Annotated in this window: 28 protein-coding genes and 1 pseudogene; 15 read left to right on the forward strand and 14 right to left on the reverse strand. The window is 70.9% G+C overall.

Going from position 1 to position 23569, the window contains the following annotated elements; all coding sequences use genetic code 11:
• Positions 1-52: 52 nt before the first annotated feature.
• From OG252_RS45260 to OG252_RS45325, 14 genes are all read right to left on the reverse strand, one after another.
• Complete coding sequence (locus OG252_RS45260; RefSeq protein ID WP_329343673.1) at positions 53-325, reverse strand: hypothetical protein; 273 nt, start codon at positions 323-325, stop codon at positions 53-55.
• Between the two features lie 410 nt (positions 326-735).
• Positions 736-1086, reverse strand: a complete 351-nt coding sequence (locus tag OG252_RS45265) for a hypothetical protein (protein ID WP_329343675.1) — start codon at positions 1084-1086, stop codon at positions 736-738.
• Positions 1083-1484: a hypothetical protein gene (locus OG252_RS45270; RefSeq protein ID WP_329343677.1), complete on the reverse strand. Its 402-nt coding sequence runs from the start codon at positions 1482-1484 to the stop codon at positions 1083-1085. The genes OG252_RS45265 and OG252_RS45270 overlap by 4 nt, the downstream gene beginning before the upstream one ends.
• A 315-nt stretch (positions 1485-1799) precedes the next feature.
• Positions 1800-2336, reverse strand: a complete 537-nt coding sequence (locus OG252_RS45275) for a hypothetical protein (RefSeq protein ID WP_329343679.1) — start codon at positions 2334-2336, stop codon at positions 1800-1802.
• A gap of 23 nt (positions 2337-2359) precedes the next feature.
• Complete coding sequence (locus OG252_RS45280) at positions 2360-3148, reverse strand: hypothetical protein (protein ID WP_329343681.1); 789 nt, start codon at positions 3146-3148, stop codon at positions 2360-2362.
• Positions 3149-3181: 33 nt separating this feature from the next.
• A complete protein-coding gene (locus OG252_RS45285) occupies positions 3182-3634 on the reverse strand; it encodes a hypothetical protein (RefSeq protein ID WP_329343683.1) in 453 nt (150 codons plus the stop codon).
• A 44-nt stretch (positions 3635-3678) separates the two neighbouring features.
• Complete coding sequence (locus tag OG252_RS45290; protein WP_329343685.1) at positions 3679-5193, reverse strand: ATP-binding protein; 1515 nt, start codon at positions 5191-5193, stop codon at positions 3679-3681.
• A 45-nt stretch (positions 5194-5238) separates the two neighbouring features.
• Entirely contained in the window at positions 5239-5778 is a 540-nt protein-coding gene (locus OG252_RS45295) for a hypothetical protein (protein WP_329343687.1), read from the reverse strand.
• Between the two features lie 25 nt (positions 5779-5803).
• The gene (locus OG252_RS45300; RefSeq protein ID WP_329343689.1) at positions 5804-6274 is read right to left on the reverse strand and encodes a DUF6238 family protein; all 471 of its coding nucleotides are present in this window, start codon (positions 6272-6274) and stop codon (positions 5804-5806) included.
• Between the two features lie 52 nt (positions 6275-6326).
• Entirely contained in the window at positions 6327-7799 is a 1473-nt protein-coding gene (locus OG252_RS45305; RefSeq protein ID WP_329343691.1) for an SCO6880 family protein, read from the reverse strand.
• A gap of 76 nt (positions 7800-7875) precedes the next feature.
• A complete protein-coding gene (locus tag OG252_RS45310; RefSeq protein ID WP_329343693.1) occupies positions 7876-9243 on the reverse strand; it encodes an SCO6881 family protein in 1368 nt (455 codons plus the stop codon).
• A gap of 39 nt (positions 9244-9282) precedes the next feature.
• Positions 9283-9969, reverse strand: coding sequence for a hypothetical protein (locus OG252_RS45315; protein WP_329343695.1), 687 nt, complete (start codon positions 9967-9969; stop codon positions 9283-9285).
• Positions 9969-10277, reverse strand: a complete 309-nt coding sequence (locus tag OG252_RS45320; RefSeq protein WP_329343696.1) for a DUF6112 family protein — start codon at positions 10275-10277, stop codon at positions 9969-9971. Before OG252_RS45320 ends, OG252_RS45315 begins: the two co-directional genes overlap by 1 nt.
• A 156-nt stretch (positions 10278-10433) precedes the next feature.
• The gene (locus OG252_RS45325) at positions 10434-11549 is read right to left on the reverse strand and encodes a C40 family peptidase (RefSeq protein ID WP_329343698.1); all 1116 of its coding nucleotides are present in this window, start codon (positions 11547-11549) and stop codon (positions 10434-10436) included.
• Between the two features lie 522 nt (positions 11550-12071).
• On the opposite strand from OG252_RS45325, the gene OG252_RS45330 reads away from it, so the two are divergent.
• The 15 genes and pseudogenes from OG252_RS45330 to OG252_RS45400 all read left to right on the forward strand — a co-directional run bounded on the left by OG252_RS45330 (position 12072) and on the right by OG252_RS45400 (position 23157).
• Entirely contained in the window at positions 12072-12827 is a 756-nt protein-coding gene (locus OG252_RS45330) for a DNA-methyltransferase (protein WP_030614312.1), read from the forward strand.
• Positions 12828-12996: 169 nt separating this feature from the next.
• The gene (locus OG252_RS45335) at positions 12997-13647 is read left to right on the forward strand and encodes a DUF4913 domain-containing protein (protein WP_329343701.1); all 651 of its coding nucleotides are present in this window, start codon (positions 12997-12999) and stop codon (positions 13645-13647) included.
• Positions 13644-14129, forward strand: a pseudogene (locus OG252_RS45340) (hypothetical protein). The gene OG252_RS45335 and the pseudogene OG252_RS45340 overlap by 4 nt, the downstream one beginning before the upstream one ends.
• The gene (locus tag OG252_RS45345) at positions 14126-14860 is read left to right on the forward strand and encodes a DUF3631 domain-containing protein (protein ID WP_329343703.1); all 735 of its coding nucleotides are present in this window, start codon (positions 14126-14128) and stop codon (positions 14858-14860) included. Before OG252_RS45340 ends, OG252_RS45345 begins: the two are co-directional and overlap by 4 nt.
• Before the next feature lie 29 nt (positions 14861-14889).
• Positions 14890-15363: a GNAT family N-acetyltransferase gene (locus OG252_RS45350; protein ID WP_329343705.1), complete on the forward strand. Its 474-nt coding sequence runs from the start codon at positions 14890-14892 to the stop codon at positions 15361-15363.
• Positions 15360-16049: a hypothetical protein gene (locus OG252_RS45355; RefSeq protein ID WP_329343707.1), complete on the forward strand. Its 690-nt coding sequence runs from the start codon at positions 15360-15362 to the stop codon at positions 16047-16049. The genes OG252_RS45350 and OG252_RS45355 overlap by 4 nt, the downstream gene beginning before the upstream one ends.
• Before the next feature lie 56 nt (positions 16050-16105).
• Positions 16106-16828 (forward strand): hypothetical protein, encoded by a 723-nt coding sequence (locus OG252_RS45360; RefSeq protein ID WP_329343709.1) that lies wholly within the window; start codon positions 16106-16108, stop codon positions 16826-16828.
• 199 nt (positions 16829-17027) lie between these two features.
• On the forward strand, positions 17028-17354 hold the full coding sequence (locus tag OG252_RS45365; protein WP_033530980.1) for an SH3 domain-containing protein: 327 nt from the start codon (positions 17028-17030) through the stop codon (positions 17352-17354).
• Between the two features lie 113 nt (positions 17355-17467).
• Positions 17468-17923 (forward strand): hypothetical protein, encoded by a 456-nt coding sequence (locus tag OG252_RS45370; protein ID WP_329343712.1) that lies wholly within the window; start codon positions 17468-17470, stop codon positions 17921-17923.
• Positions 17920-18363, forward strand: a complete 444-nt coding sequence (locus OG252_RS45375; protein ID WP_329343714.1) for a hypothetical protein — start codon at positions 17920-17922, stop codon at positions 18361-18363. Before OG252_RS45370 ends, OG252_RS45375 begins: the two co-directional genes overlap by 4 nt.
• Positions 18364-18374: 11 nt before the next feature.
• On the forward strand, positions 18375-18797 hold the full coding sequence (locus OG252_RS45380; protein WP_329343716.1) for a hypothetical protein: 423 nt from the start codon (positions 18375-18377) through the stop codon (positions 18795-18797).
• 30 nt (positions 18798-18827) lie between these two features.
• On the forward strand, positions 18828-19718 hold the full coding sequence (locus tag OG252_RS45385) for a helix-turn-helix domain-containing protein (RefSeq protein WP_329343718.1): 891 nt from the start codon (positions 18828-18830) through the stop codon (positions 19716-19718).
• A complete protein-coding gene (locus OG252_RS45390) occupies positions 19715-20230 on the forward strand; it encodes a hypothetical protein (RefSeq protein WP_329343720.1) in 516 nt (171 codons plus the stop codon). Before OG252_RS45385 ends, OG252_RS45390 begins: the two co-directional genes overlap by 4 nt.
• On the forward strand, positions 20227-21465 hold the full coding sequence (locus OG252_RS45395; protein WP_329343722.1) for an MFS transporter: 1239 nt from the start codon (positions 20227-20229) through the stop codon (positions 21463-21465). The genes OG252_RS45390 and OG252_RS45395 overlap by 4 nt, the downstream gene beginning before the upstream one ends.
• Positions 21466-21936: 471 nt before the next feature.
• Positions 21937-23157: an ATP-grasp domain-containing protein gene (locus OG252_RS45400; RefSeq protein ID WP_329345365.1), complete on the forward strand. Its 1221-nt coding sequence runs from the start codon at positions 21937-21939 to the stop codon at positions 23155-23157.
• Positions 23158-23569: the final 412 nt, after the last annotated feature.

The following is a 23569-nucleotide window of genomic DNA, read 5'->3' on the forward strand; positions in this document are numbered from 1 at the left end:
GGGGTGCTAGCACCCCGGGCAGTGGCCTCGGCAAGGCGGCAGTGGTGGACGGTCAGCGGGTCCGCCCGGTGGCGGCAGCAGCCGTCGGCGGTTTCGGCGGCGTGCTGGTGGAGACGGTGGGGCGGGAGGGTCCCTGGGACGAAGCGACCGAGGTGGTGCGGACCACCGCGCCCAGGGCCTGCCCTGCGCCGATCACGTGGAGGTGGTCAGGGGAAGGAAACATGGTGGCGACCAGGTACTGGCCGTCCCACGGGCGTTCGGCCAGGAGGAGTTCGGTGCCGCTGCCGTCGCGGAGGATCGCCGCACCTGAGTTGCGGTACTTCACCAGCGGGGGGACAGCACGGGGCCGGCCTCCCACACCCAGTCCAGCAGGTGGGTGGGGGTGTTGCCGTCCGGGTAGTGCTCGATGTCCACCTCCACTGGCCGGGAAGGCCCTCGGCGACGACGTGAGCGATGTTGCCGAGATAGGGACGCTCACTGGTGATGACCTTGGTCTGGCAGTCGCGGGCCGTCTGGTGGAGCTGGGTGAGCGCCTCGCGTGCTTGGGAGTGGTTGTCGAGGCCCAGCCGGTGGGCCTCGTCCTGGTGCCGGGTGAATCCCGCCAGTTCCAGGGCGGTGGTGGCCCACGTGACGCTCCCCGCTGGGGAGCGCGACGATCGTGTTGCAGGCGGCGAGGTGCAGGGTGATCTCGGCGGAGGGCGTCAGGGCAGCGGGCTTTCGTCTTGGGACGCTGGGTCAGCGCCGTGGCTGCCGCGGGTTGCCGGTGGGCGAGGGCTGCGCGGTCATGGCGGTCTTCGTGCGGCGCAGCGTCGGCGGTGCGGAGGTTGCGGCCGGAGTGGGGCACAGGTCAGGGTCGAGGTCGACGCTGTAGCGGGCTGCGGTGAGCATCTCCGCAGCCCAGGCGGCGTGCTCGTTCTCCCAGGTGCGGCCCAGGTCGAACGGCAACCGGATCCACACGCCGCGCAGCGTGGGATAGGTGTCGAATCCGGCACGGGCCAGGACGCTCGCGGCGAAGGCATCGACCGGGCCATCGACTTCGACTTCGCCGCCCAGGCCGCGGGTGATGCGGATCGCTTCGTCGCTCATCGGCTCCGCCCCTTTCCGGCTTTCTGTGCTCGGTCGCCCACGGGCACCGCGGCGGCCTGCGGCACAAACTCAGGGAGGGTGGCTGTCGGAGCGGTGAGCCTTTGCGGGGAGCGGGTGGCCGCTGCCTGCGCAATGGGGTTGCGCCGCTCCATCAGCTTGTTGCGCACGGCCGGTTGAGGTGGGCCGGCGGCGAGGGAGGGGTCGAGGGGGTAGTCGGCCTGCACCTCGTAGCCGTGTCGGCGAAGGTCGAGGACGGCCTGGCGGGTACGGCGGACCCCGTCCTGCTGGGGGTGGGTGAGCCGGTACAGGCCCGGGGTCTCGGGGACCGGCTCGAACTGTTCACGGACCAGGAACCAGTCGGCCAGGTGCGCGGGGATGTTCGCGGTGGCAGCGGCCACGAAGCCGTGGTCAGGATGGGCGCCGAAGCGGAAGCAGTCAGACAGAGGCGAATCCCTTCTGTGAGCGGTCAGCGGTGCGCTGCCGCGGAGCGCGGGGTGGGCAGCGGCGCGGGGCGAGCGGTGAGCAGTCGCGGGCTGGGCGCGGACAGCGCGGCCGGCCCGCCCGTACGGCGGCGCGGGCCTGGCGCTCGAACGCTTGGCTGCCGGCGAGCCACGTTTCCATCGCGGGCAGGACGGCGAGGCCGAGCTGCCCGCGGACCTGACTCCATTCGTGGGCCGGCAGTGTGCGGGGATGAGGGCGCTCCGGGGAGGGGATCAGCGGGAGCGGGATCGGGTTGTGGTGGTCGACGGGGAGGGCACGGCCGGCGCGGCCGGTGGTGTGCGGGTGTCGGCAGCGGCGCGCAAGTGCTTCGCGGCGCGGGCGAGGTAGATGCGGCTGTCGTCGAGGTGGTCTTCGAGCCGTTGGTGCTCGGTGGTGATCGCCCGGTCGCGGGCGGCGCCAGGGGCCTGGTGAGCGAGGTCGGCGAGCTGGCCGAGGCGATGAACTGCGGCGCTGAGGGCGGCGAGCGCGAGCCCGGTGGGTTCGGCGGCGCTCGCGAGCGCGAGGGTCGTGCGGCGCACCGTGGTCGTGGGCCGGGCCGAGGAGCGGGCGGCGGCGCGATGGCGGAAGGCGCTCTCGCCGGCCAGGAATCCCAGCAGGCGGGCCAGGTGACGGACTTCGTCGTCCAGGATCTCGCTCAGCGCCGGATCCGGGCGGATCTGGTCGGGGAGCGGAAGGCGGTCGGCAACGGTGTTGAGCCGGTCGGCCACGTCGTGCAGCAGCATCCGCTGGTCGGGATCGGACAGCGGCAACTCCTTGATGCAGAGGGCGGGTTCTACCGGCGGGAAGTAGATTTCCGGGAGGAGGACACCATTGGCAGCATCTTGCTCGCGGCTGCTGATGCCGCAGGGGGAGGCGAGAGGGGAGCGGCGCGGCGGAAGTTGACCCCGATGCCCTGGAGGGTGAGCCGCTGGGCGGCGAGCTGAACCAGCAGGGCGCGCTCCTTGGAGCTGTAGGAAGCCGGCAGCACGAAGGCGAACTCATTCGGGCTGTACTGGAAGTTGCAGCCGAACAGCGTCATGCGCGCCTCTTCGGGAACCGAGTCGTACGGTGCTCCCACCACGCCGTCCGGGTACCAGACCAGCGTGAGAGTCTGGGCGACCTCGGGGGCGGGCTGGCGGTGCGGAGGCTCGGGCTGGCTGAAGGCGTTGTGCCGGACCGCGTCCAGGGCCGCCCGGTAGCGAGGCAGCGCGCGGCGGGTGACTGCGGCAGCGGCGCGGGCCGGATCGTTGGGGACGGCGATGCCGTTCGGCTCACGTACCGGGGAGATCTGGTGCGTCTTGAAGCCCTCGGGCTCCAGCGCGGCCACCACGAACTGGTGGCGGTACAGGGGCCGGTCGGTGACGTAGAGCTGCTCTCCATCGGGGCCGTTCAGGACGGCGTCATGACCGAGGACGTACTGGCTGACGATGTAGTCCACGTGGCCGGCGTCCCAGAGCCGTTCGATGGTGGGGAACTGGTCCTTGTAGGTGGGGTGACGGTGGTACTCGCTGGTCCAGGTGCCGGGCAGGCGTTCGGCGAGCGCGGCGGCGAAGGCAGACAGGTCGGTGCGAGTCGGGGGCATGGGCTCCTGAGGTTCTCTGCGGCGGGGATGTGGTCAGACGCGGCGCAGGCTGTCGAGTGCGCCGCCCCACTGGGGGCCGTCCCAGTTGATGACCAGCGCGGATCCGTCCGGCTTGAGCTTGAGTGTGCCCCGGGCGCGGTCCGAGTCCGGTGTCGTGCAGTGCAGGGTGAGCACGGGTGTTTCCGTGGTGGTCTGAGCGAGAGTGCCGGGGCAGGCAAGGGTGCCGGTCGTGGTGACGGCGGTTCCGGAAATGGTCAGCGAGGCGATGGGGCTGTCGGAGTTGATCGGCCGCCACGTGCCGTCTAGCCCGTGAACCGCGTGCGTGGCGGCCGGCGTAGGGGTGCGAGGTGCCGGGGAGAAGCTGACGGAGGTGGTGTCAGTGGCCTCGGTGGTGGTGCCGCATCCGGCTACCAGGGCGGTGGCTGCCAGGAGGGCGGAGCCGGAAACCGCCGCCCGGTGACGTCGGCGTGGGGTGAAGGCGGACATGGGAAGGCTCCTGTCGGTCGTCGAAACGCGAGGTGAGCGGGGTTTCAGTGCATGCGGGCGTCGGTGTCGAAGAGCGCCAGCTCGTGGGGGTGCAGGAGGTGCTGCACGATGAAGCTGCGCCCCGCGACCTTCCACAAGCCGCGGCCTCGGTTGAGGTGGGAGATCGCGTCGGTCTCCACCGAGGCCAGGCCCAGCAGGGCTGCTGCGGCGTGGAGTTGGTCGGTCTCCTGCCGGTAGACGATGCGGGTGGAGCAGTCGGCGAGCAGACCTTCGGCCAGGGCTCGGCCGCGGGATCCGGCGTCGCCCGCGGTGAGCAGGTCGGACAGCCGGTGGATCACCATCAGGTTCGCGATGCCGAGTCCGCGGCTCAGCTTCCACTGGGACTGCATGCGCTGCAGGAGGCCGGGGTGGCGCATCAGGCGCCAGGCTTCGTCGTAGACGATCCAGCGCCGGCCGCCGTTTGGGTCGGACAGTGCGGATTCCATCCACGCGGACGCGCAGGTCATCGCCAAGACCAAGGCGGTGTCGTCGCCGGATCCGCCCAGGCGGGACAGGTCGATAGTGAGCATCGGCGAGTTGGGATCGAAGGCCACCGTGCTCGGGGCGTCGAACATCCCGGCGAGGTCGCCGTGGACCAGCCTGCGCATGGCGTGGGCCAGGTCGCGGGAGGCGTCGCCGAGGCGGCCGGACATGATGCCGCCGGCCACATCGAGTTCGTCGGGGTTGTTGAGGGTGGCGGCGATGTCGCCGAGCAGCGGGGTGCGACCGGTGGCGGCGGCGCGGGTGACGACGGCATCCAGCGCGACGTCGAGGCCGGTGTGCTCCATCGGTAGCAGGTCCCGCCCGAGCACGGTGCGGGCCAGCGAGCCGAGCAGCAGCAGGCGGCGCTTGCGGATCTCGCCCGCCCAGTCGGCCTCGGAGACGCTGTTGGGCCGCGGTGCCGCGTCCAGAGGGTTCAGCTTTCCGGGCAGGCCCGGCCCGAGCGCGATGGAGGTACCGCCCAGCGCCTGCGCCACGGGCGTCCATTCCCCCTTCGGATCACATGGGACGTAGACCCGGTACCCGAAGGCGATCGACCTCAACGCGAAGGACTTGGCCAGCGCCGACTTGCCCTGCCCGATCACCCCGGCAAGGAGCACGTTGGGGTTGGTGAAGCCCTCGACCTTGCCGTACAGCGCGAACGGGTCGAAGCAGAAGGAGGCTTCGGCGTGGACGTCGCGGCCTATGTAGATGCCCTCGGCGCCGAGGCCGCCTTCGGCGAGAAACGGGTACGCCCCGCTCGCGGTGGCGGTGGTCATGCGGTGGGCGGGCAGCTTGAGCCTGTTGTTGCGGGAGGATGCGGGGCCGGGTCGCCCGGCGGGTGGGAAGAGGGGCGCCGGCATCTCCTGTTCTGCTACGCCAGCGCCGCTGGTGTGGGCGGCTGCTTCGAGGCGGGCCTTCGCGGCGGCCTCGGTGAGCTGCCGGCGGGCAGCCGTGCGGGACGCGCGATCGGTGCCGTGCGGGGTGAACAGGGGGCTGGCGCTGGCGCGGCGGGCTCGGCGCGCAGGCCGGTGGCTCATGACGGGGCGGCTTTCACGTGACGGCGGTCTGGACGCGGCTCGGGGTCAGACGACCGGCGAAGCGGTGAACAGAATCGGGCTGCGATAGCTCTTGCCGTCGCCCGACCAGTCCAGCTGGATGTAGCCGTCGGCGAGGTAGCGGCCGGAGCCCGCCTTGGACTTGAGGGTTCCGGTCGAGTAGGAGCCGTTGCCGTTGCCGCTGCTGTGTTCGAGCGCGTGCTCCAGGCCGGTGTAGGCGCCGGACTTCACGACCGGGTCCGCGCCGCTGACGCTCCGCTTGGTCTGGAGCTGGAACTTGGCCTTGTTGAAGGTCAGGGTGCTGCGGTTCTTGGCCGTGTACGGGCCGTCCCAGTACACGGTGGCGGTGGTGTAGATGTAGCCGCCGGATCGCATGGCGCACAGCGTCACGTCGAAGTCCCAGTTGTCGGAGTCGGGGCCGTTATAGCTCGGGTCGTCGACGCTGTGGCTGCTGGTCTTGCAGTGGTAGCTGGCGGCGGATGCCGGAGTGGCGGTGGCCAGGGTGGCGGTGCCGGCGAGCGCGGCGAGGGCGACGGCGGCGGAGGTGGAGCGCTTCAGGTTGCGCATTCAGGGCCTTTCGGGGGTGCGGGGGTTACTGGCTGCAGGTGGTGGTGTGGCCGTGCAGCGGGGTGTTCAGGTCGCTGGGGGTGGTCTTGCGGCGGACGACGTGACCTGCAGCGAGGTGGCGCTGGCAGATGGTCAGGACGGGTGGCCCCTCGGGCAGCCGCTCGGGGCGGCATTCCGTGTCCGTCGGGGTCTCGTCCGCGACGGGCAGGAGGTGGAAGGCGTCGTGCACCGCGGCGGCGGACTGCCACAGCCGGGTGTGCGCGGTGGCGAGATGGCGGCCGGCGGCGGGATGCGGCGGACGGGTGGATTCGGCGAGCTGGTCGAGCAGGTGGTGCAGTGCGGTCAGATGGGCGTGCAGCACGTCGAGGTGCACGCGATCCGCGGGTGAAGCGGTGTGCTGGGTGCGTGGGGTGAGGGCGCGGGCGTGGTGGCGGATACCGGCGCTGGCGGCCCGCAGGTACGGGTACGCGTCGCCGACGGGGATGGCAGAGGTCAAAGAGGAAGGGTTCCTTCCTGCCGTGGTGGCAGGACGTCGGCCGGGGCGGGGGTTACAGGGCCGTGCGGGCGAGGGGGAGGGCGCCGAGCGTGAAGGCGTCGGGCTGCTGGAAGTTGAGCCGTCGCAGATCGACCTGGGCGGTGACGGCGGCGGTCTCGATCTGCGCGCACGCGGCGTCGAGCAGGGCGTCGGACTCCGCGGAGACGGTGAGCAACCCGGTCAGCGACACGTCGGCGTGTCCGGCGATCAACTGGCGCTCGCGGACCTTGACGTCCGCGTACTCCACGGAGTCGGCTTCGGAGTCGACCTGCCCGCGACGCGAGCGTTCGTTGGCGTCGGCGATGATCGCCGCCTTCTTGCGCTGCACGTCGCGCATCGCGGACTCGAGCCCCTGCGGCACATAGATAAGGGAGAGGGTGCGCCGGACCCCGGCGGTGAACATCAGGCCGTGCAGGAAGCCCGCGCTCGTTTCGGTGCGGGGCCAGTCCTCGACCCAGTAGGTGGCGTGCCGGGCGGAGTCGGTGGCGAGCCGGTCGTACTCCTCGACCTGGACCACGGGCCCGGCGGCTGCCGGGTCGGCTTCGGCCCGGCCGGAGTTGGACCACTGCTGCAGCGCGGACAGCGCCCTGGGGTCGTAGGCGGTGCGGATGACGGCGGCGATCTCGCGGGCGCTGAGCCAGCCGGTCACCATCAGTCCGGCGCTGCGCGCGGCCTGGGCGATGGAGGACGTGGTCTGTTCCATCACAGTGAAGGCGCCGGGCAGTCCGCCGCCGGCCTGACTGATGAGGCGCTTGGCGGCCTTGAGGTCGAGGGAGATCGCCAGGTACGCCTCGTGCGGGGCAGCGGCCGGGCCGGCGGAGGCGACAAGTTCGCTGTAGACCTGTCCGGCGACCGGGGTTTCGGGGTGGCCCTGCTGGGCCCAGTAGCGGGTGAGGGTGTTGCCGCTGTCGGGCACGGTGCGTTCCAGGACCTGCACAGTGGCGACGTGTCCGGTGCGGGCGATGCCCGCCAGGGCCCGCCCCCAGCTGCTGACGTTGTGGTTCTGACTCGCCGGGTCGAGGAGCGCGAAGGCGCGTGAGGAGACGCGGGCGATGGCGGTCAGGGTCTGGCCGTGCGGGTCGTGCACGGCGGCGGCCTGGTTGGCGGAATCGCCGGGCGTGACGACGCGCAGTGAGGCGGCGGTGCCGGGCAGGTGCAGGATGCCGTCCTGGCGGGGACGGGTGACGGGCCGGGCGAGCCACAGGCTCTGGCCGGTATGCCGCCGCCGGGCGAAGCGCAGGACGATCGGCGCCCAGTCGATCAGCGAGTAGCCGTGCCTGCGGACGACGACCAGGGCGGCGACCGCGGCCCACAGCGGGGTCAGGGCGAGGGCGCCGAGTAGCCCGGTGGATACCACCGTGACCAGCAGCAGCGCCAATGCGCTTGACACGAGAATGAGTTGGGGCAGGGAGAGGCCGAGCAGTATGCCGCGCCTGGACCGGTGGGGGAATTTGACGGTGAGCGGTTGGACGGTGAGATCAGACAAGGGCCGTTCCGATGGTGCGCGGGGGGCGCACGCGGCGAGGAATGCGCAGCGCGTGCCGCCCCGGAGTCGGGCAAGGTCACAGGCCGTTGGGCGCGGGAGGCGGTGCCCCGGTTCCGCTGGAGGTGCCGGCCGAGTTCGGTGCCGGCGGGGCGCCCTGCGGCGGTGGTGTTGAGGTGCCTGCGCCGGGCTGCGACATGAAGCCGCTGCCGCCGCTGGGGTGCGATCCGGAACCGCCACCCTGCCCGGATGCACCGCCGACCTGACCGCTGGTGTCGTCACCGGGGCTGGTCGGCGGGGGCTGGACGGCCTTCTCCAGACCCGTCTTGATTCCCTCGTCCCCGGACGACGGCGTGCTTGAGCTGCCGCCTTCCTTGCCGGTGTCCGGCGTGGGGTTGGCGGCGATGTCGCCGGGGAAGCCACCCGGCACGGAGTCCGGGCCCTGGGGAGCGGCGCCCGCTCCGGCTGCGGCACCGCCACTTCCTGCAGTGGCGACCGCGGCGGCGGCCTTGCGCCCGGCGCGTTCGGCGTGCTGACGGGCCATCTGCGCACCGGCTCCGCCGGAGCGGTGCAGGGTCTCGGCGTCGGAGCCCTCGGAGGCGGCCCAGTGCACGAACTTGAACGTGGCATGCGGGCACAGCAGGACCAGCGCCAGGATGACGATGCCAGCCATCACGTCGGCAAGGGCGGCGATGCCGTCCTTCGCCTCGGTCTTGCCCATCGCGGCGATGCCCAGGACGAAGATCACAGTCATGAGCAACTTGCTGACCACGAGGGTGGCGGTGGCTTCGATCCAGCCCTTGCGCCAGCGCCGGGCGACCTCCCAGCCGCCGCCGGCTCCGGCGAAGACGGCGAGGGTGACCATGACGAGGATGCCGACCTTGCGGACCATCATCACGCCCCAGTAGAGGAAGGCGCCGATCGCGGCGCCGACACCGACGAAGACCGTGACGAGCCAGCCCAGGCCGGACAGGGAGGCGATCTGCCCCACCTTGACGATCCGCCGCACTGCCGTGGCGATGTCCAGGTTGGCGGCCTTGAAGAGTCCGTCGCTCAATGCGTCGACGACTTCGATGGCGACGGTGGTCAAGGCGATCGCGGTGAACGCGAACAGCACGCCGGTGGCGGTGCCGGTGAATGCCTGGGTGAGCGCCTGGCCGTCGCGGCGGATCGCGGCGCGCACGAGCTGGGCGCAGAACGTGGCGACGAGGACGACCAGGCCGATCGGCAGGATCATCTCGTAGTTGTCTCGGAACCACCCGGCGTTCAAGTCGACCTTGGTGGTGGTGTTGACCGCCTCGGCGGCCAAGTCAGCTGCGGCTGCGGCGAGTTCGCCCGCGCTCTTGGCCATCCAGTTGCCGATGGCCGTGCCCGGGTCGGAGGCGAAGTCCACGGCGTCGCCGACGGCGCAGAGTTTGTCCGCGAGGGGGAGGTCGCAGAAGCCCAAGGGGGAATCCCCTCCTTTCTCAGGTGGGCTGGGGGCAGGTCAGGGCACGACGCGGGGGGCGATGGAGACCAGCGAGCAGTTCGCGTTGGGGCGGCACTGCACGGCGAGGGTGATGGAGCGGTCCTCGGCGCCGGCCCCGCCCTTCTTCCAGGCGATCTGCTGCTTGCCGGTGACGGTGACGGCGTAGATGTACGCCTGGGTGATCGCCGACGGATCGTCCGCCAGGGCCTGCTTGAACGCCGAGGGGTAGTGGGCCCCCGTGACGGTGGCGGTGGCGTACTGGTCCTGGTCGGCCATCCGCGACCACAGCACCGGATCCGGCACCTGCGCGGCGATCGAGGACCAGTCGGCGTACTTCGTCTCCGCCGTCAGCCACGCCCTCATCCCGGCGAGCTGCTGGTCACGGCTGGTGGTGCGGGAATCGTACGCCCACAGCATTGCCGCGGCGGCCTCGGCGAAGGCGACCGGGTCCGCCAGCTGCGGGGGCTTGGCCACCGAACCGGCCCCGGCCGACGCCGTCGGACCGGCGGACGCGGAGGTACTGCTGCTCGGCCCGGAGGACGGAGCGGCGGCCTGGCTGTCGCCGGCTGTGGTGCGGCCGGTGACCAGGGCGACGACGACGGCGAGAGCCAGTAGGACGGCGAGGCCGGTGGCGAGGACCGTGATGCGTTGGCGGGTCGACCAGCCGAGGCCGTAGCCGGACAGGGAGGGGAATCGTTTCGGCATCAGTGGACCTGCGACCCCAGGGCGGAGAAGAACGCCACGACCCCGTTCGCGGCGCCGAGGCCAAGGGCGGCGCCCGCCGCGACGACCGCGCCCTTCTTGCCGTTCGCCTCGGCCTGGTGACCTCCGGTGTGGTGGCCCCACGCCCACACGCCGAGGGAGACGGCGAGCGCGCCTACCACGGCGACGATCGCGAACAGGTTGATCGAGTTGACGACGTTCCTGAGCACGGCGAGGCCGGGCAGGCCACCGCCCGAGGGCGTGATGCCGGGGTCGTAGGCCAGATACTGCAGGGTTTCGAGCAGGTGCAATGAGGCTCCGTAAGTTGTAGGTGCTCCGTGCTGTCAGGGGAATGAGGGTGGGCAGGACGGCGGGTCCTGCGGGGCCCGTCCGAGGTGAGTGCGGAAGAGGCTCAGGGGGTATCCCGGTCAGGGGGTATGGCGGGGTTGCCGTGCCCCGACCGGCGGTCAGGTGACGCGGCGGGCGGCGAGGATGTCCCAGTCCGCGAGCGGCGTGATCCGCACAGGCTTCCCGGTACGGGGGGCCTCGATCGCGAGTCCCGAGCCGATGTACATGCCGACGTGTTCGGGGCGGGAGGCGCTGCCGCGGGAGAAGATCACGTCACCGGGCTTGAGTGCCTTGGGGGACACGGTCTTGCCCTCGTTGACCTGCGTATACGTGGTGCGGGTGAGCTGGATGCCGGCGTGCTTGTACGCCTGCTGGGTCAGCGAGCTGCAGTCGCAGCGGCCCATTGGGTCGGGGCCGTGCGGCGCCGTGCAGGTGCCGCCCCACTGGTACATCGTGCCGAGCTGCGCCATTGCCCAGGCGATCGCCTTGCGCGCCTTCGGATCGGCGTCCTTCGGGATCGAGTAGCCCTTCGGTACCGACCCTTCCGGGATGGTGCCGTACCCGGAGCCGTCCTCGGCCGCCGCACAGGGCGCGGTACTGGAGGCGGTGTTCGTCTCGCTGGTGTCCTGGTCGGCGTCGGGGAACGTCGCGGCGATCGCCTTCTGCAGCGCGGTCGCCAGCTCCTCCCAGTCGGCGTATGCGTTGGGGTAGTCGGAGCGCTGGACCTTCTGCGCGGCCTGGGCGACGGTCAGCTGCTGCCAACCGTCCACCGCGAGCAGGTGCTTGTAGAACTGCTCGCTCGCGTAGATGGGGTCGTGGATCTCCGTAGCGGTGCCCCAGCCCTGGCTCGGCCGCTGCTGGAACAGACCCAGCGAGTCGCGGTCGCCAGAGTTCAGGTTGCGCAGCCGTGATTCCTGCATCGCGGTGGCGAGCGCGATGATCTGGCCCTTTTTAGGCACGTGGAGGCCGATCCCGGTGGCCACGATCGTGCGGGCGTGGGGGATCTGTTCCTCGGGCAGGGACAGGCCCTCGACGTGCACGTCCTTGGCGGTCGCACCGTTGAGGATCTTGGTGACCTGCTCGACGACCGTGTCGGTGTCGACGTCGCCCACGCAGCTGAAGGACGAGTAGGTGGTCTGGGCGGCCTCGCTGCTGGTGGCCATCAGCATGGCCGTGCCGGAGAGGAGGAGAGGAGAGAGGACGAAGACGCCGATGCCGGCGGCCACGCCCTTCAATCGGGGACGCCTCCCGGGCGGCCGTCACGGGCCGGAGACCGGTGCGCGGGCGGGGGAGGGTAGAGCGATGTCACAACGAGGTCCTTGGTGAAGTCCCGGCTGCGCGTGCGTCGTTGAGGAAAGGGCGCGACGGCCGGGTGGTGGGTAAATCGGAGCCTAGGTGCACGTGCGCGAGTTGCCGCTCGCACCGGCACGGGGCGTCGGGTCAGGTGTGCCAGGACATGGGGATACCTCCACGAACGCAGGGGCGGGGATGCGCCATCGGCGTGGTCCGCCGGGCAGTTCCAAAACACTAAGGGCGGATCCCCGGTTGCCGAAATCGTGTCCGATCAAGGCGCTATTTCGGGGTTTTCGGCGGCGATAGCGCTCAACCGGGGATCGTGCCCTACAGTTTTGTCTCCTCCCCTCGCCCCCGCCGCTGCGCGGCCCGCAGTGCCTTCCTGCCCGCATGCGGTCCCGCGGGTTATCCAGGCGGGCCGGAGCGTCTCCCTCACCTCACCCGACCCGAATTGGGGTATCTCTTTGCCTTTTTCCCTGCACCAGGGCGACGCGCTCGGCGTCCTCGCTGAACTGCCGGACGACTGCGTCGACTCCGTCATCACCGACCCGCCGTACAACAGCGGCGGGCGAACGGCCAAGGAGCGCACCTCCCGCAGCGCGAAGCAGAAGTACACCTCCGCCGACGCAGGTCACGAACTGCCGGACTTCACCGGAGAGAACATGGATCAGCGGAGCTACGGCTTCTGGCTGACCCAGATCATGACCGAGGCACACCGGCTCACCAAGGTCGGCGGCACGGCGCTGCTGTTCACCGACTGGCGGCAGCTGCCGATCACCACGGATGCCATCCAGGCCGCCGGCTGGCTCTGGCGGGGCGTGCTCGCCTGGCACAAGCCGCAGGCCAGGCCCCAGAAGGGACGTTTCACCCAGAACTGCGAATTCGTCGTCTGGGCCAGCAACGGACCGATCGACGCCTCCAGGAACCCGGTCTACCTGCCCGGCCTGTACAGCGCCTCGCAGCCATCAGGCAAGAGTCGACAGCACATCACGCAGAAGCCCGTCTCCGTCATGCGTGAGCTGGTGCAGATCTCCCCGCCCGGCGGCACGGTGCTCGACTTCACCTGCGGATCCGGCTCAACGGGAGTCGCGGCCCTGCTGGAGGGCCGTGATTTCATCGGCGTCGAGAAGACCAAGCACTACGCCGAGATAGCCGCCGACCGGCTCACCGAAACGCTGCAACAGACTTTGTCCCAGGACGACTTGACCCTCACATCCTGAGCCCTGTCGTGCAGCGCGGGCACGGCCTGTGGTGACTGGCTCGTCACACCATGGCCGTGCCGCGCGGGGCATTATAGCAGCACAGTCCCGGTTACCGAAACCGGGGTTTCTCCGGATGGTTTGAGCCGCAATTCACGCCCAACGGCCGCGGCTCAAGGAGGCCCTTTTCGTGCCTGAATCCATAGACCCCCCGGAGGACGGGGAGACGGAACCGGTCCGGCTGCCGGAGTCCGATCTGGAGAGCATTGAGGCGAGCGTCCGCAAACTGCTGGACCAATCTGCCGAGCAGGCCCGCCAGCTCGACAGCCTCGCCTCCGCACCGCCGGCCACGGACTCACCGTTCGGCGCCTTCGGCCTGCCGGGGTTCGCGGGCCTGTCGCCGCAGCCCGCCCCGCCGGAGCCTCGCCCGATCCTGGAGCTGGAGGGCGAGGAGTACGAAGACGAACTCGACGCGCTGTCGGACTGGGTGGATGACTTCCTCGTCCGGGTCTACGGGGCGGAGGTCACCACCGCCGCCCCGTGGTGCGAGCATTGGCAGGAACACGCCGATGTCGTCGCCTGGCTCCACGCCCTGTGGCTGGCCTACCAGCAGCACAAGGATCCCGAGGCCGGTTTGTCCGGCCTGTTCGTCTGGCACCGGGACTTCCTCACCCACGCCATGGCCACGGTCAGGGCTGCCGGCGGTCCGCTGTCGGCGTGCATGACCGATCCGGACCGACCCGCCCACCGCCTGCTGCCCGGCCCGCCGCCCTCAAGCCGGACCACTGCCGAAACCGCAGAGTCAGAGGAGAACGGCGCGCCCGGCCAGGGGGCCGGATGAGCGGCCACGACCAGCCCGCCTTCGGTCTCTCCTTCGACCCGCGCGCCTTGACCGACCTTCTCCAGGCCCCCAGCGACATCTGAGACCTGGCGCTCGCCCAGCTCCAGGACGTCGTCAACGCCCGCCTGTTCGGCGCCAGACTCACCCGCGATCTCGCCGGATGCCGCAAGGTCTACGTCGATCACCGCAATGCGTGGCGCATCGTTTACGCCCAGCGGCCGGCGCCTGCCAACTCCACCCACACCACCGAGATACATGTCGTGGCCGTACGCCCGCGGGAGGCGCACGACGTGTACGACACCGCCCGCGCCCGCCTCGGCATCACCCGACGGCCCCTGGGCGAGCGCACCCACGCGGCCCGCACCCGCTCGCCGCAGTTGGGCGCGCGCCAGCCCATCCCCAAGCCAGGACCACCGCCCTACGCGATGCCCGGCCTTCCCCGACCCGCACTGCCCCCGACCCTGAAGGGCCCCATTCGTTGACGCAGTTCCCCACCCTGATCGACCAGGTCGCCGCTGCGGTACTGGCGCCGGCCGAGGTCACCGAGAACCCGCACCACCGCGCCATCGTCGATGTGTTCGTCGAGATCCAGGACCTCGACCGGCAGCTCGCCGCCCTGTCCGGCGCCGAACGTCCCGCCGGCGTCAGTGCCACCGAGCAGTTCGACACGCTCACCGACCTGCTGATCGAACGCATGGCAGGCGGAGCCGAGTTGAGCGCGCTGCTGTCCACCTCCTGCTGCTGCGCGGCTGCGTACGAGCCCGAACCGCCCAGCGAGTACGAGCCGGTGGAGGACGAAGAGCCCGACGTCTATCCGGACCTCGATCCCGACTTCGAGGGCTTCGACGACTTCGCGGATCTGGAGGGTCCCGACGACCTCGACGGCTTCGATGACCTCCACGAGGCCACGTGCGAGGGGTTCCTGACCTGCCCGTGTCGGCCGAGGACGATTGTCCATGCCCGCCTTGACATCGTCGACGTCCTGGGTGCAGCGGAGTATGTAAGCACCGCGGAGCTGGTCACGCGCCTGCGCGAGCTGCCCGGCGAGGCCGATGGACGCTGGCGCTACGCCGACCTCACCCCGGTCCGCCTCGCTCTGCTCCTGCGCCCCTACGGCGTCCAATCCCGCAAGCCGCGCAACGTCGACGGCAGTCGCTACCGGGCCTACCGGCGCGGCGACCTGCAGGCCGCCCGCCCGGACTGCTCCTGCTGACCCACCCCGCCCTCGCGCGTACGCGCCCGGTGACGGCGGCGGACTGGGACCTGGTCGCCGCCTTCCACGCGCGGTGTTCCGAACAGAACCTGCTGCGCCGCTGGGGCCGAACCCGCCTCACGCCCCGCGACCTGACACGGCTGCTCGCCCAGGCGCAGTGCTGGATCGGACTCGACGTGGACGAGCGGCCACTGGCCCTCGTCTGCCTCGGGCCCGTCAGCCGGGAGCCGGGCGTCGTCGACCTCGGACTGCAAGTCGCCGACGACCACCACCGCCGCGGCATCGGAACGGCCCTGGCCCGGCAGGCGGCCCGGATGGCACGCACGCGCGGGGCACACACCCTCATCGCGTTCACGCTGGCGTCCAACGCGCCGATGCTCCGGCTCCTGGAGCGTCTGGGGCCCACCCGGCGCACCCGTGACGGCCCCTACGTCGAGGTCCGCATCGCCCTGGACGCGTGCGCCTCGGACGCCCTCCCGCACACAAGAACCGCTCCGACATGAGCTCACCCCCCGCACCCTCGCCCAAACGCCACCCGCGCACCGTGCTCGACCACAGGATCGAGACGGCCGCAGAGTGCAGCATCGAGACGCTGTGGCGGCACCGCGAGGCCGGTCTCGTCGATGCACCCCACTCGGCCCTGGCGGACGCCCACCGCGACCTCGTGAGGGCCGAGCGGGACGTCACCTTCCACCGTGCCCGTCTCGCCCGCCTGGTGTCCGGAGAGCTCCCCGTCGATCAGGCGCTGTTGGCCCGGATCGAGCGCACGGTCGACCAGCTCGCGCACACCATCGACGAGCGCGACACCGAGCAGGCCAAGGCCGCCGCCGCGCTGGAGCCGATCGAAGCCGCCGCCCCGCCGCAGGCACACCAGCAGGTGTCGACAAAAGACTTCGCGGCCCTGCTCGCCATCGCCCAGGGCGCCAAGCTCCACGAGAACCTCATCACCCACCGGCTCGCCGTGGCCACCCCCTCCCGCACCCGCATCTCCTACGCCCAGCTGCAGCGCCTACAGATGAGCGGCCTCGTAGACCGCGACACCTCCCACCCAGTGCACGCCGGCCAGCCCGTCACCCTCACCGACGCCGGCCGGGCCGTCCTTGCCGCCCCGCGCCCCGCAGGCCCGCCCGGCACCACGCCGTCGCCCGGGCCAGCGGCATCACGCGCTCCCGCACCCCTGCGTCGCTGAACAGCTCAACACGCCCCGCCCACGGCGCCCATGGCGTCGTCGCACCGAAGGCACCGATGCCCACCCACGAACCGGATTTCCGCCTCGACGGATATGAGGCCGTCAACGACCACCTCGCCGACCAGTTCTGGCAGCACATCGAAATCGAGCAGGACATGCTCACCCTGCTGGCCGAGCACCACACCGAGGACAGCGCGCACAGCTTCTACGTGATGCACAACCGCGCCGTGACCTGGGGCATCCCCGGGGAACCACAGCTGATCGCCCTGCACCTCAAACGCGACTCGGCGGCTCGCACCTTCCGCTTCACACACAAGGAACTGCCGCTGCCGTCCATAGCCCAGTCCTGGCTGATCGCCCGCGGCTGCCCCGAGGACAAGATCCTCCTGCCCGACGGCACGGGCACCACACCCGCCAACCAGACCACCCGCGCCCTGGAGAAGCGACTGCGCAGCGACGGCGACCATTTCGCCCTGCTGACCAGCTACACGCACGACGCCGAGCCGATCGAGACCACCGTGCTGCTGCGCGCCATCGACGAGAAGGCGCCACTGCCATTCCGGGTACTGCTCGAAGAGGTCGACACCGATGCGTGGACGCACACCCTGCGCGAGGGCGCCTTCGCCACCTTCGAGGCAGCCACCCAGTGGTGGGAAGCGCACTGGAACGGCGAGACGATCCCGCTGCCGGCCACGTCACCGCCAGCCTGCCACACCGCCGCTCCGGGCATGCCCACTCTGCCAGCCCACCCCGCTCCACCGCGCGGTCCCAGCCGATGAATTCGTGGCTACCCACCTCCTTTCCCCTTCCCCGCCCACTGAAATGCCGACTGCCCTGAGCTAGGCGGCGCGGAACATAGCAAGCAATCCCCGGTTACCGAAACCGGGGATTCTCCGGACTCTTGTTCTCGGCCCGCACGGCATCAGCCCGGGCCCGCTTCCGCAATCCCTTCCCCATTTTCGTGGAGGTCAATTCCCCATGCGCACCAGCCGCATAGCCGTCTCTGCCGCCGTTCTCGGCGCGCTCGCTCTCCCGCTCGTCTCCATCCCCACCGCCAGTGCCGCAACCACCGTCAGCAGCTGCTCGGCAAAGCCGCTCCCGTACAAGGTGCACACGAAGGCTGTGACGATCCGCTCCAAGGCGTCCTCCAAGTCCACGGCGCTCGGCGTGCTCTACCGCAGCCACAAGTTCACCGTCCACAAGAGCAGCGGGAACTGGCGCTACATCACGGACAAGACCACCGGCGTAAAGGGGTGGGTGTCCGGAACGTACGTCTATCGCGACACCGCCATGTGCCTGGACTAGCAGACCGGCCCGCAATTCCCCTCGTCGGTATCCGGGTTCGCGGACCGCTCCCGCACGGACCGGATTTGCAGTGCATTTCCCGCCCCCGAACAGCGAATGAAAGGAGCCTCTCCGTGCCCGAGTTCAGCGAGGACGTGATGGGCGTCGTCACTGAGCGGATCGAGGACCGCTTCCAGATGCCTCTCGCCGATCTGCGCCGGGCGGTTCAGGCGGCACCACAGGCCAACCCCGATGCCACCAGTGTCGTGCACTGGTACGGCCTGCTCGCCGAATCCCAGGACGCACTCGACACCGCGGAGGATGCGCTCGTCGAGGCGCTCGGCACGCACCCGGGCGAACTCGACGACGCTGTCATGGAGTTGGCACACCAGGTCAACGCCGCTGTCACTGCACGTGACGGTCGCGTGATGGTCGTGAACTACCTCCTCGACCCCCTCGCCCCTGGCAAGCGCGGGCCTGGTGCCTGGCGTGGTGCCGGCCCCGCCGCGCGCCGCGCTCCGGCGCTGCCCACCGCGGTGCCCGCACTGCCCGGCGAGCGGGGTATCCGGACGCGCGGGGTGACGCGATGAGCGTCATCGACAAGTCCTCCAGCCGGGACACCGCGCTGGAGGAGGCGTTCGGTGCCTCCGTCGCCGAGCTGTATGCGCAGGCAGCCCATCTTGAGGTCTGCGCCGCCCTCCACCGTGCGCTGGAACTGCGCAGTTTTCTCGCGGTCGCCGAGGAACAGGTCGTCCGCGTACGTGATCGCGTCCACGCCTCGATGTCCTGCGACCGCGACCTGGGCGAGCTGTCCGCCGAGGACCTGCGCTGGGACGCCCAGTGGCTGGAGGCGGCGCTGGCCGGCCGGGACGGCTACGTCGCCGCCCTCGACGACCTCCTGCGGACAATGCCCGCTCCCGATCAACGCCCCGCGCAGCTGGTGCAGTTCGCCCAACCGAAGATCACCGTCACTGCTCCGCCCGCCCCGGCAACCGGCCGTGCCGGGGCGGTGCGAACCCACCGTCCCTGAAAGCCCGCCGATTGCCCCAGCCCGACGCCACCGCCCACGCCATCTCCGAGATCATCGCCCAGCGCATCGAGGCGCTGTTCGGACAGTCGCTCGGTGAGCTCGAAGCGCTCGCCGACAGCACCCCCGATGCCACCCTGCTCGCCGCGCTCACCGGCAGTCACAGCGAACTGGCGCTCGCTGAGCGCAACATCGCCTTCCAGCTGGAGAGGCTGCGCGAACTCATCGCCCCTGAGCGGGAGATCGGCCGTTTTGCCGCCGGTCACATCGTCGACTGCGCCCGCCGTATCGCCGAGTCCGTCGCCGCCCGCGACGCCTACGCCAAGAACACCGGCGCGGTCCTGGCAGGACTGCGCCGCGCACCGGCCCCCGACACCCCGCCGCCGGCTGTGCCCGTACCCGCCGCCCCGGCGACCGCCGCCTCCCGCACCCGCTGATCTGCCCGCACTGCTTGAGGAGCCCCATCCTTGGCCACCACCGCTCAGCCCCCTACCACCCCGAACGACTACTCCAGCGTCACCAAGACGCTGGATCTGCTCGCCCCGCGCTGGAGCGTGTGGGTGCTGATGACTCTCTCCTCCCAGCCGCTGCGCTACGCCGAGATCAAACCCCGGCTGCCGTGGCTCGCCGACGGCCAGCTCCACCCCCGGCTGCGCCACCTCACCAACGCCGGCGTGGTCGAACGCACGGAGTACGCCCCGCGCCACGTCACGTACGGCCTCACTGGCCGAGGTGCCGAGCTGTTGCCCGTCCTGGCCGTGATCGCCTCTTGGGGCGACACCTACCTGGAGAAGCAGCTCGTCACTAGCAAGGCCACCGGTGAGCTGGAGCCCGAGCGGATCCCCCCGGCCCAGAACATCGATGACACGATCACTCTGATCGCCCCGCGGCATGCCACCCCGATCCTTATGACCCTGCAGGCCCGGGGCCGTGCGAGCGCCAAGGCCCTGGCCACCGAGGCTATGCCTGGATACGGGCTGACTGCTGTCTACAAGCCCCTGGACGGACTGGTGGCTGACGGCCTCGTCACGGCCACAGGGAGCGGCGACTTCCAGCTGTCCGCCAGCGGCCAGGCACTCACCCCCGTCTTCCAGGCCATCACTACGTGGGCTGCCCTCCCGTCCAGCGGGGCCGACCCACTTCGCCGACCGGGGACCGCCCCGTCCCAGACCCGCTCCGGCACGTGGGCGACCACCCCGACGCGCCTTCCGGCACCCGCCATTCCGGCCGCACCGTCTGCCGGCCCTGCCCTGGCCACCACCCCGCCGCCCAACGGCCCGGCGTGGAAGTCCAGCGACCTCTTCTCCCACCAGATACCCGCCCGCCCCATCACCCCGGCAGGAGGCCCGCGCCGATGACAGCCGCCCTGCCCACCAGTGCCCTGCGCGAACGCCGCGCGATCCGGACCCTGTCCCTGCCCGGCCTGATACGGCTGATCACCGAGATCGACGACAACGGCCCCATCAGTCGCCAACGCGGCAGCCTGCAGGGCGCCCTCGGCGACCTCACCACCGGACAACTGCGCCACGCCATCGACGCCGCACGCGACCTCGGCCTCATCCACGCCCGCGGACACGCCTTGGCCCGTTACCAGCTCACCGCGAGTGGCAAGGACCTCGCCGAGGTGTACGACACGGCAGCACGCTGGGCCCGCGGCCACCAACTCCCCAGCCGTACCAGCGACTTCGTCGCGCGCGTCCAGCACACCCTCCAGATACATGAGGGCGGCCCAAAGCACACCGGCGCAGCGACCAAACCGTCGGTTCCGCGCGCGGCGCTGTCCGAGTGGCTTACGGCGTACCCCCGCGTCCTGCACCAGGACATTGCCCGTTCCTCCTGTGCGGCGGAGGAATCGGGGCGCGCTGCGTGAGATCCCGTGTCGGACCCTGGCATGCCCGTCGCCCGGTCTCCACTCTGCTGCGCGGCATCTATCTGCCGCGCAGCACGGACGCTGCCGCGTTCGCCATGGCCACCTACGGCATCCCGCTGTTGGTACTGGCCACCACCAACTCGGCCACCCTGACCGGCCTCGCGTTCGCGCTGGAATGGGTGCCGAGACTGGGTTCGTTCGCCTTCGCAGGAGTTCTGGTCGACCGCCACGGGACCACCGCCGTGCTCCGTTTCGCCTCTGCGGGCCGGGCCGTGGTTGTCCTGGCCACCGCGTTCATCTTGCCAACGCAGGCGGGCCTCAGCGCCACGGTCACCGTCATGCTGCTCGCCGCGTCCACCGGGATCCTCACTGAATGCTCCTACATCGCGGCCGAGACCGCGGGCGGAGTCGCCGGCCGCGAGGCCGGCGCCCGCGCCCACCGCGTTCAGTCGGTGCTGCTCGGCATCGACCAGTTCGCCACGCTGGTCGGCCCCGCACTCGCCGGGCTGCTCCTGCAGCGGGCTGGCGCCACCGGAATGCTGATCGTGATCGCGGCCTTCTCACTGCTCACCAGCGTCTTGGCCCCGCGCCAGCGCCACCCGAGCAAGCCCGCCGCGCCGCAGCCCGTCTTTAAGGGGCTGCACACCGGCTGGTCGACCCTCCGCGCGCTACCGGCCCTCGGCTGGCTGGTGACCGGACTGACCGTCTCCAACCTGACCGTCGGCCTGCTGCAGGCCGCCACCCCAGTGATCATCATCAAACAGCTCGGACACTCCATGGCCGACGTCGGCCTCATCTGGTCGGCAGCCGCCGTCGCCTCGCTCCTCGCGGTCGCCCTGTGCCGCCGGGCGATCGACCGCTTCGGCCTGTGGCCCATCGGCGCCGTGTCCGCCACGATCGCCGCCTTGGCGTGCCTGGCCGTCTCCTTCGCCGACACCTACGGCAGCTATCTCACCCTGATCGCCGTCCTCATGGCCGGCGAGGGCGGCATGACCGTCGTGCTGCGCACCCTGCGCTCTCGCCTCATCCCCGAACCGGTGTTCGGCGCCACCCTGTCGCTGACCATCCTGCTGCTCCTGCTGCCGTTCCCCCTCGCCGGTGTCCTCGTCGCCACCGTGCTGCCCGCTCAGCTCGGCCACGTGATCACCATCTGCGCCGCGCTGCAGGCCCTGGGCCTTGTCGCCGCCTTCGCCCGGCTGCGCACCACCCCCGCACTGCGCACCCCCTGCGCCTGACCCGCCCGGTCACCCTCCCGCTCACCACCGGAGACCGTCGCCATGCCCACGTCCCACACCCTTGTCGACTCCTACGTCCTGCCGGTAGCCCGAGCGTCGTTTCGAGCGGGCTCGCGCCCGACGCTGACCGACCGGCTCTTGGCCTTCGATGCTGAGCATCCGTACGTCTACAGCGCCCTGGAGCGCCTGACGGCCGACCGACTCGCCGCCGGCGCCACCCGGGTCGGGCTCAAGGCGTTGTTCGAGGACCTGCGCTGGCAGCTGCCCGCGGGCGTGCGCGGACTGAACAACTCCTTCACCGCTCTGTACGCCCGCAAGTTGTTCGAGGACCACCCCCAGTGGGCGTCTGCTTTCGAGCTGCGCCGCCGCACCCCCCTGACCCAGGCGCCCTGCCTCAGCTCTCCGTTGCCCGCACTGTTTGGAGCCTCGTTGTCCTCTCGCCCCGTAGTCCTGGTAGTTGCCTCCTCAGACATGGAGGCCCAGGCGTATCGCGGCACCTGCCTTCAGAGCGTCGCCGCCCACTACGACGTCGTCCTGATCTCCGGCGCTGCGCCGACCTGGGAGAAGCAGTTCCTCCTCGACTACGAGGTCGCCGACCCCGCCGATCAGGCGGCGCTGACCGCCGCCGGGCACGCGCTCGCCGAGCGGCACGCGCTGGCCGGGGTGATGACGTGGACCGAGTGGTACCTCGTCCCCGTCGCCCGCCTGGCCCGTCGGCTCGGCCTGCCCACCACAGCTCCGGAGGCCCTCCAGGGCTGCCGCAACAAGCACACGAGCCGCAGCCTGTTCGCCCGCCACGGGGTGCCCTCAGCTGCCTCCGTCAGCGTGCGCACCGAGCATGAGGCGACCGATGTAGCCCGGCGCATCGGCTTCCCCGTCGTCCTCAAACCCGCCGCGTACGCCGCGAGCATAGGCGTCATCCGCGTCGACACCGCCGACCAGCTGCAGGCCGCGTACGCCTTCGCCGCCAACACCGCCAGCCACGGAGTGGAGAGCACCCAGGTCCTGGTCGAGGAATACCTCGACGGCCCGGAGGTGAGCGTCGAGTGCGTCACCCACCAGGGACAGACCACTGTCGTCGCTGTCACCCGCAAGACCGTCGGCATGCCGCCCCACTTCGAGGAACTGGCGCACATGGTCGACGCGGACGACCCGCTCCTTGCCACCGTGGCTCCGGCCGCCGTCGCGGCACTCGACGCCCTCGGTGTTACCGACGGCGTCAGCCACGTCGAGATCCGCGTGGTCGACGGCCGCCCCCGCCTCATCGAGGTCAACGCCCGGATCGCCGGCGACATGATCAGCCACCTCGTCCACCTGGCCACCGGCGTCGACCTCGCCCGTGCCGCCGCAGACATCGCCTGCGGACATACTCCCGACCTGACGCCGACTCGCCACCAGGCCGCGGCGATCCGCTTCATCTACCCGGCCTACTCCGGCACCCTCACCGCTCGCCGTGTCACGGAACCCACCGGGGGAGTGGAGCGCGTGCGCTTCCAGCGACAGGCCGGCGACCAGCTCGTGCTGCCGCAGGACGGGGGTGATCTGTTCACCGCTCGCATCGGCTACCTGATCACTACCGGGCCCACCGCCACCATCGCCCAAGCCCGCGCCCAGGAGGCGTACCGCAACCTCGACGTCCAGGTGGCTGCGGTCGCGCAGGCGGCCCCGGTCACCCGGGAGCACGCCGCGTGAACCAGACAGCGGGGCCCGAGCTGGCGCGCAGCCGCCGTCTGCTGACCGGGTACTTTGCCAGCTTGGGTGTGGTGATGGCCGTACGGGGCGCACGCATGCCCGCCGTTCAGAACACCGCCGAGGTGAGCACCGCCGGGCTCGCCCTGGTCCTGCTGACCGCCGCCCACAGCATGAGGACTCCAGACAGGCGGACACCTCGCCCACGCGGCCCGCCTTCCCACGCTGCTCACCGGCGGCGCCATCGCGCTCGCGGCCTGCCTCACCGCCCGCTTCATATCGACTGCACTCTCCGTGCTTCTCGACGAACTTGCCCACCGCGCACGGCACATCGACCTGGCCGGCGAGCCCCGCCGCAGCAGCTCCCACCCTGTGTGGGGTTACGCCTCCCTGCCCGCCTCACTCTCCGCGCGCG

Source organism: Streptomyces sp. NBC_01352 (assembly GCF_036237295.1).
Lineage (GTDB): Bacteria > Actinomycetota > Actinomycetes > Streptomycetales > Streptomycetaceae > Streptomyces > Streptomyces plumbiresistens.

Excerpts from the sequence above, each read along its gene's own strand:
- OG252_RS45265 (WP_329343675.1), bottom strand. The coding sequence starts at position 1,086 with ATGAGCGACGAAGCGATCCGCATCACCCGCGGCCTGGGCGGCGAAGTC.
- OG252_RS45280 (WP_329343681.1), bottom strand. The coding sequence starts at position 3,148 with ATGCCCCCGACTCGCACCGACCTGTCTGCCTTCGCCGCCGCGCTCGCC.
- OG252_RS45285 (WP_329343683.1), bottom strand. The coding sequence starts at position 3,634 with ATGTCCGCCTTCACCCCACGCCGACGTCACCGGGCGGCGGTTTCCGGC.
- OG252_RS45290 (WP_329343685.1), bottom strand. The coding sequence starts at position 5,193 with ATGAGCCACCGGCCTGCGCGCCGAGCCCGCCGCGCCAGCGCCAGCCCC.
- OG252_RS45295 (WP_329343687.1), bottom strand. The coding sequence starts at position 5,778 with ATGCGCAACCTGAAGCGCTCCACCTCCGCCGCCGTCGCCCTCGCCGCG.
- OG252_RS45315 (WP_329343695.1), bottom strand. The coding sequence starts at position 9,969 with ATGCCGAAACGATTCCCCTCCCTGTCCGGCTACGGCCTCGGCTGGTCG.
- OG252_RS45355 (WP_329343707.1), top strand. The coding sequence starts at position 15,360 with ATGAGCTCACCCCCCGCACCCTCGCCCAAACGCCACCCGCGCACCGTG.
- OG252_RS45360 (WP_329343709.1), top strand. The coding sequence starts at position 16,106 with ATGCCCACCCACGAACCGGATTTCCGCCTCGACGGATATGAGGCCGTC.
- OG252_RS45365 (WP_033530980.1), top strand. The coding sequence starts at position 17,028 with ATGCGCACCAGCCGCATAGCCGTCTCTGCCGCCGTTCTCGGCGCGCTC.
- OG252_RS45375 (WP_329343714.1), top strand. The coding sequence starts at position 17,920 with ATGAGCGTCATCGACAAGTCCTCCAGCCGGGACACCGCGCTGGAGGAG.
- OG252_RS45390 (WP_329343720.1), top strand. The coding sequence starts at position 19,715 with ATGACAGCCGCCCTGCCCACCAGTGCCCTGCGCGAACGCCGCGCGATC.
- OG252_RS45400 (WP_329345365.1), top strand. The coding sequence starts at position 21,937 with ATGGAGGCCCAGGCGTATCGCGGCACCTGCCTTCAGAGCGTCGCCGCC.